This is a genomic window from Halomonas sp. OfavH-34-E, assembly GCF_024124525.1.
Classification (GTDB): Bacteria; Pseudomonadota; Gammaproteobacteria; order Pseudomonadales; family Halomonadaceae; genus Halomonas; species Halomonas litopenaei.
The window spans coordinates 25,670-32,301 of sequence record NZ_JAMXRY010000058.1 but is presented as its reverse complement, the minus strand read 5'-3'; the positions used below and the strand labels follow the sequence as shown (position 1 = coordinate 32,301).

6 protein-coding genes are annotated in these 6,632 nt (G+C 67.3%); 5 read left to right on the top strand and 1 reads right to left on the bottom strand.

Annotation, left to right across the window (positions count from 1 at the left end; translation table 11 throughout):
• The 3 genes from NH448_RS19915 to NH448_RS19905 all read left to right on the top strand — a co-directional run.
• Positions 1 to 682 (top strand): DMT family transporter (locus NH448_RS19915; RefSeq protein ID WP_253029294.1); only part of this gene is annotated, 682 nt, incomplete at its 5' end.
• Positions 683 to 964: 282 nt separating this feature from the next.
• Positions 965 to 2,320 (top strand): 8-oxoguanine deaminase, encoded by a 1,356-nt coding sequence (locus NH448_RS19910; RefSeq protein WP_253029293.1) that lies wholly within the window; start codon positions 965 to 967, stop codon positions 2,318 to 2,320.
• A gap of 259 nt (positions 2,321 to 2,579) precedes the next feature.
• Complete coding sequence (locus tag NH448_RS19905; protein WP_253029292.1) at positions 2,580 to 3,929, top strand: nucleobase:cation symporter-2 family protein; 1,350 nt, start codon at positions 2,580 to 2,582, stop codon at positions 3,927 to 3,929.
• A 96-nt stretch (positions 3,930 to 4,025) separates the two neighbouring features.
• On the opposite strand, the gene NH448_RS19900 is transcribed toward NH448_RS19905, so the two are convergent.
• Complete coding sequence (locus NH448_RS19900; RefSeq protein WP_253029291.1) at positions 4,026 to 4,589, bottom strand: GNAT family N-acetyltransferase; 564 nt, start codon at positions 4,587 to 4,589, stop codon at positions 4,026 to 4,028.
• Positions 4,590 to 4,832: 243 nt separating this feature from the next.
• On the opposite strand from NH448_RS19900, the gene NH448_RS19895 reads away from it, so the two are divergent.
• Both NH448_RS19895 and NH448_RS19890 read left to right on the top strand, forming a co-directional pair.
• Complete coding sequence (locus NH448_RS19895; RefSeq protein ID WP_045993886.1) at positions 4,833 to 5,642, top strand: enoyl-CoA hydratase; 810 nt, start codon at positions 4,833 to 4,835, stop codon at positions 5,640 to 5,642.
• Positions 5,643 to 5,765: 123 nt separating this feature from the next.
• Positions 5,766 to 6,602 carry an IclR family transcriptional regulator gene (locus tag NH448_RS19890; RefSeq protein WP_108131892.1) on the top strand — a complete coding sequence of 279 codons (837 nt, stop codon included), beginning with the start codon at positions 5,766 to 5,768 and terminating at the stop codon, positions 6,600 to 6,602.
• The last annotated feature ends 30 nt before the right edge of the window (positions 6,603 to 6,632 follow it).

The window sequence follows — 6,632 nt, the reverse complement described above, 5'->3', positions numbered from 1 at the left end:
CGGCGCCATGGCGCTGGGCTACCACGCCTCCCAGTTTCTGCCCTCGGGCCTGCTGTCGGTGATGTTCGGCATGGCGCCGTTGATCTCCGGCTTCATCCTGCAGGCCCTGCCCGGCAGCACCCGGCTCAGGCGTTGGCACTGGATCGGCTGCGGCCTGGGGGTGGCGGGGCTGGCGGTGGTGTTCGCCGACAGCCTGACGCTCGGCGGCGGCGCCCAGGTGCTGGCACTGGCCATGATGCTGTCGGCGGTGACGCTATTCAGCGCCAGCGGCATCGCCGTGCAGCGGGTGGCCGCCGGGCTCGACCCCTTGCAACAGACCGTGGGGGCGCTGGCCGGCTCCATGCCCTGCTTTCTGGTGTTATGGCTCGCCAGCGGCGAACCGCTGATGATTCCACTCAGCCCCCGTGGGCTATGGGCGGTGCTTTACCTGGCGCTGTTCGGCTCACTGATCGGCTTCCTCTGCTACTACCTGATCCTGTCTCGGCTGCACGCCGCCAGCGTCGCCCTGGTGACCCTGATCACCCCGGTGCTGGCGCTGACCCTCGGCATGCTGCTCAATCAGGAAACCCCTTCACCTTCGATGCTGCTGGGCGCGCTACTGATTCTGGTGGCGCTGGGTGCCTACCTGTTCGGGGATCGTCTGAGCCGGCGTCGAGCCGCCCGCGAGGCCGCCAGGCCCTGAAGCAGAGGGACACTTGACAAGCCCTGACGTCACGGCCATTTTGTACACAATAACGGTCATATATTGCGCACCACAATGGTACACAGGCCGCTCGATATCGGTGCAGCGTGAACCGTGAAATTGATGACGCTCACCGCCCTCGGCGGCTGTTTCTGAAGGCACCTGAACCAGGTATCCGCTACGCGACGAGCCCTCGCCCTCCTTGACCAAGGGACGGCGTCGGGAGCAGGGCACGATGCTTGGGTAACCCTTCGCTCGGCGAAGCCAACCCAGGAGAACTGCATGAGCTCACATCCCCCCGTCACTTGGATCAAGCATCCACTGGCCGCCAGCGACCCTGACGCGGCCGGTGGTGTCGTCGTTCAGGACGGCCGGATCATCGAAGCCGTGGCCGCCGGCCAGACGCCCCGAACCCGCGTCGAGAAGACCTTCGATGCCTCCCGACACGTTCTGCTGCCGGGCCTGGTCAACACCCACCACCACTTCTACCAGACCCTGACCCGGGCCTACTCGCCGGCGCTCAACAAGGAGCTGTTTCCCTGGCTCACCACCCTTTACGACGTCTGGGCCAACCTCGACGAGGCCCAGCTGGCGCTGGCCAGTGAGCTTGCGATGGTGGAGCTGCTGATGAGCGGCTGTACCACCGTGGCCGACCATCACTACGTGTTCTCCGGCGCGCTCGAGCACGCCATCGACGTCCAGGTGGAGACCGCGCGTCGGCTCGGTGTGCGCGCCGCCCTGACCCGCGGTTCGATGAGCGTGGGGCGCGAGCAGGGCGGGCTACCGCCCCAGTCGGTGGTGCAGGATGAGGCGACCATCCTCGACGAGAGCACCCGTCTGATCGACGCCTACCATCAGCGCGGCGAGGGCGCCATGGTGACCCTGGCGCTGGCGCCCTGCTCGCCCTTCTCGGTCAGCCGTGAGCTGATGGTCGACAGCGCTCGCCTGGCCGAGCAGAAGGACGTGCGCCTGCACACCCACCTGGCAGAAACCGAGGACGAGACGCAGTACTGTCAGAAGCTGTTCGGGATGCGACCGCTGGACTACCTCGAGGCCACCGGTTGGCTCAGCGATCGCACCTGGCTGGCCCACGGCATCCACTTCAACGACGACGAGGTCGCCCGCCTCGGCCAAGCCGGCACCGGCATCGCCCACTGCCCCTCATCCAACATGGTGCTGGGCTCTGGCATGTGCCGCACCCTGGAACTCGAGGCCGCAGGTTGCCCGGTAGGCCTGGCGGTGGACGGCTCGGCCTCGGCGGATCACTCCAACCTGGCCGAGGAGATGCGCCAGGCGATGCTGATCGGCCGCCTGCGCTACTCGCCCAGCCAGGTACGTCACCAGGACGTCATCCGCTGGGCCACCGAAGGCTCCGCGCGTTGTCTGGGGCGCAGCGACATCGGCGGACTGAAGGTTGGCCAGCAGGCCGATCTGGCGCTGTTCCGGCTGGACGAGCCGCGCTTCTCGGGCGCCGAGAACCCGCTGGCCGCGCTGCTGCTGTGCGGTGCCCACCGTGCCGACCGAGTGATGGTGGCCGGCCAGTGGCGGGTGGCCGACGGCCAGCCGCTCGACGTCGATCTGGGCGAGCTGATGGCTCGCCACAACGCGGCGGCGATGCGGCTAAGGCGCGCGGTCTAGGAGGCTCGGGGCGAGCCTGGACGCACATCTTCGAACAGGACGACGGGAAGACAAAAGGCAACAACAGCGAACGACGAACGGATCTCGAGCGCAGCGCGGCACCACGGGCCAGGGCCGACGCTGCCGCCCCCTGACAACGGTCGCCGTGCCACGGCAGTCAGCACAGACGGTCTGACGCCTGTCACGGTCTCCGGGGTTTCGCCGCCGACGCTCCGACAAGGACGCCGGTGCTACAACGACAACAGGAGAAAACCCTGCCATGCCCACCCACGACTCCTCCGGGGACAACCTGGAAAGCGCATCTGTGCGCTCGACCCATGACGTCAACGCCATGCCGCCCCTGGGGCGCGCCATTCCGCTGGGCCTGCAGCACGTGCTGGCGATGTTCGTCGGCAACGTCACGGTGCCGATCATCATCGCCGGCGCCGCCGACCTGCCGGCGGACCAGACCGCCTTCATGATCCAGGCGGCGATGTTCGTGGCCGGTGTCGCCACCCTGGTGCAGTCGCTGGGGATAGGCCCCATCGGCGCCCGCCTGCCCATCGTCATGGGCACCAGCTTCGGCTTCGTCCCGGTGCTGATTCCCATTGCCGTGGGCATGGGGCTACCGGCGGCCCTTGGCGCGGCCCTGTGTGGCGGGGTCGCCATGGCCCTGGTGGGCATGTTTCTGCCGGTGTTCCGGTTTCTGTTCCCGCCGGTGGTCACCGGCACCTTCGTGGTCATGCTCGGCACCCTGCTGATGCCGGTAGGCTTCGCCTACTGGGGCGGAGGCTTCGGCGCCGCCGACTTCGGCGCCACCCACCACCTGCTGCTGGGGGCGCTGGTACTGGTGGTGACCCTGGGTCTGCACCAGTACGGCCGCGGTATCTGGTCCGAAGCAGCGCCGCTGATCGGCCTGATCACCGGTTACGTGGTGGCCACCATGTTCGGCTATATCGACTTCTCCACCATCGGTGACGCCGACTGGCTGTCACTGCCGGTGCCGCTGACCATCGGGCTTGAATTCCATCTGGCGGCGATCCTGCCGGTGGTGCTGCTGGCCGTGGTCACCTGCGCCGAGTCCATCGGCGACATCGTCGGCACCACCGCCGGCGGGATGGACCGCGAGCCGACCCACAAGGAGCTCTCCGGTGGGGTCATGGCCGACGGCCTGTCCAGTGTGTTCGCCGCGATCTTCAACGCCTTCCCCCAGATCAGCTTTAGCCAGAACGTGGGCATGGTGGCGCTGACCGGTGTGGTCAGCCGCTATGTGGTGGCCATCGGCGGCGCCTTCCTGCTGCTGGCGGGCCTGATCCCCAAGCTGGGCGCCATCGTTTCCAGCATCCCCAATTCGGTGCTGGGCGGGGCGGTACTGATCATGTTCGGCATGATCGCCAGCGCCGGGATCAAGATGCTTTCCCATATCGACTTCAACAAGCGCAACATGGTGATCATCGGGGTCTCGCTGTCCGCCGCGGTGGGCCTGCCGGCCCAGGAAGGGCTCTACGCCAATCTGAGCGACAACCTCCAGGCCATCATCGAGTCAGGGCTGATCCCCGGCGCGCTGTTTGCCATCGTGCTCAATCTGGTACTGCCCAAGGCCGATCGGGTCTTCCGCGACAGCGTCTGACACGCCACACCGTCCCCTCGAGGACACCATGACGCCACTTTCGGGCCCGCCACGCGGGCCCGCTTCGTTTCCCCAGGACAGGGACGCAGCCCAGGCTCAGCAGCTTCTGACTTCACGGTAGCGATGACGCCTGTAGACCTTCACTCGCTGGCCCTCGAGCGTCGTCATCCCTTCCCACACAAAGCCCGCGTTCTGTGCCACTCGGCTCGACGGCACATTGGTGGGATCGACCACCGCCACCAGCGACTCGCAGTCGGTGATGGCAAAGGCGTGGGCCACCACCGCCAGGGCCACCTCGGTGGCAAGCCCTCTACCCCAATGATGCACGGCGTAACGATAGCCAATGGCCAACTCCCGCTCGCCGTCGAGGATTTCGTGATCGAAGCCGCAGAAGCCCATCAACGCTCGCGATACCGGGTGCACCACCGCCCAGTAGCCAAAGCCCTTGTCGGCGTAGCTCGCGCGACAGGCATCGAGAAAGCGACGGCTACCCGCCAAGTCCTGCACACCGTGGAGCGAGTGACGCATCACCCGGGGATCGGCCAGCAGTCGGCTCAAGCCAGGCAGATCATAGCGCTCTAGCGGGCGCAGCCGGCTACGCGGCGTGGCCAGCACGTCGCCCTGCATCGGCCTGGGCCTCAGCCTGTCGTCCTGCATCATGCGCCTCTCGCGTCGTGGATCGCTTGTGCGAATGTACGCCATCCTCCACGGCCATGACCACGGACGCTGGCCGCCAGCAAGCCGCCCCTGTCGTCGTCCTGGCGCTACTCTGACGCCGCTCTGGCGCCGCCCTGGCGTCAACCAGGGAGGCCAGGCCACTCTTCCCCTTTGGTCGAAGCAGGCCCCGAAAAGGCGTCATCACGCGCTAGGCTTGCGAAGTTTTCCCTCGTTGGAGCCATGACGATGCCCGCCTCACCTTCCGCCCAGCCTGACACCGGTGACCTCGCCGTGGTGCGTCACGATGATCGTGGGGTCGTCCATCTGACCCTCAACCGCCCGGCAAGCTTCAACGCCCTGTCCCGGGACATGCTCACCGCACTGGATGATGCCTTTGCCGCAATCGACCCCGATCCTTCGTTGCGGGCGGTAGTGATCGCTGCCGAGGGCCGAGCCTTCTGCGCCGGCCATGACCTCAAGGAGATGCGCGAGCTCGGCGACGAGGACGCCTATCGACAGCTCTTCGCCCAGTGCTCCCGGGTCATGCAGCGCCTGCAGGACTGTCCGGTGCCGGTGATCGCTCGAATTCAGGGGCTTGCCACCGCCGCCGGCTGCCAGCTGGCAGCCAGCTGTGACATGGCGGTGGCCGCCCGCTCGGCGCGCTTCGCCGTCTCCGGTATCAAGGTCGGGCTTTTCTGTTCCACCCCGGCGGTGGCGCTGACCCGCAATATCGGTCCCAAGCAGGCCGCCGAGATGCTGTTTACCGGCGAGTTCATCGACGCCGATCAGGCGCTGGAATGGGGCCTGGTCAACCGGGTCGCCGAGGACGACGCCCTCGACGACAGTCTCGAGGTGCTGCTCGACAGCCTGCGCGCCAAGAGTCAGGTGGCGCTGTTCACCGGCAAGGCCATGCTGGCCCGCCAGCGAGCCCTGCCGCTGGGCCAGGCCTACGCCTACGCAGGCGAGGTGATGGCCGCCAACATGATGGCCGAAGACGTGGCCGAAGGCATCGACGCCTTCGTCGCCAAGCGCGCCCCCCACTGGCGCCATCGCTGAGCGCCGGACCAGGCTCAGCCAAGGCAGAGCCGCCTGTGGAAGCCTTTTCCGCAAACGCGACAAGCGGCCGCGCCAACAGGTATGCTAAGGACTGTGCCAAACGGTTGACCCAGGAGATGCAAGGTGACGGAAAGCAAGCGCAGAACGGCCGGCCGACCGGCCAGCGGCAAGGCCAGCGGAGGCCACAGCCAGTCGCTGGTGCGGGGACTCAACCTGCTGGAATTGCTGGCGATGCACCCGGGCGGCCTGGCGCTGTCCGACATCGCCGAGCAGGCCGATCTGGCACCGTCCACGACCCATCGCCTGCTGCAGGCCCTGCTGAGCCAGGGCTTCATCACCCAGGACGAGGAACTCGGCGTCTGGCGCATCGACGTCAAGACCTTTCGCATCGGCAACAGCTTTCTCGAGGCACGCGACTTCGTTGCCACCAGCCGTCCTTACCTGCGCCGACTGACCCGTGAGACCGGCGAGACCGCCAATCTGGGCGTGCGTGAAGGCACCACGGCGGTGTTCCTGGCGCAGAGCGAATCGCCCCAGATGATGCGCATGATCACCCGTCTGGGCTCACGTGCCCCGCTGCACGCCTCGGGCGTGGGCAAGGCGCTGATGGCCTGGCTGCCCGACGACGACCTGGAGCGGGTGCTGGCCGAACGCGGCCTGGACCGTGTCACCGTCAACACCCTGTCGAGTCCCTCCGAGCTCCGTCGCGCCATGGCCGAGATCCGTGAACGCGGCTACGCCTGCGACCGCGAAGAGCATGCCATCGGCCTGCACTGCGTGGCCGCCTGCATCCACGATGAACTGGGCACGCCACTCGCAGCCATCTCGGTCTCCGGGCCGGTGGCGCGTATCCCCGACGAACGCCTGTCCCAGCTCGGCGAGCTGGTGCGCGCCACCGCCGCAGAAATTACCGCCCAGCTAGGCGGACGCATTCCCGCCGCCGAGGACTTCAAGCCCTGACACCCGGGCTCACCGGCTCCCCCAAGAGAT

Coding starts and splice junctions, on each gene's coding strand:
- NH448_RS19905 (WP_253029292.1), top strand. CDS start 2,580: ATGCCCACCCACGACTCCTCCGGGGACAACCTGGAAAGCGCATCTGTG.
- NH448_RS19900 (WP_253029291.1), bottom strand. CDS start 4,589: ATGATGCAGGACGACAGGCTGAGGCCCAGGCCGATGCAGGGCGACGTG.
- NH448_RS19910 (WP_253029293.1), top strand. CDS start 965: ATGAGCTCACATCCCCCCGTCACTTGGATCAAGCATCCACTGGCCGCC.
- NH448_RS19895 (WP_045993886.1), top strand. CDS start 4,833: ATGCCCGCCTCACCTTCCGCCCAGCCTGACACCGGTGACCTCGCCGTG.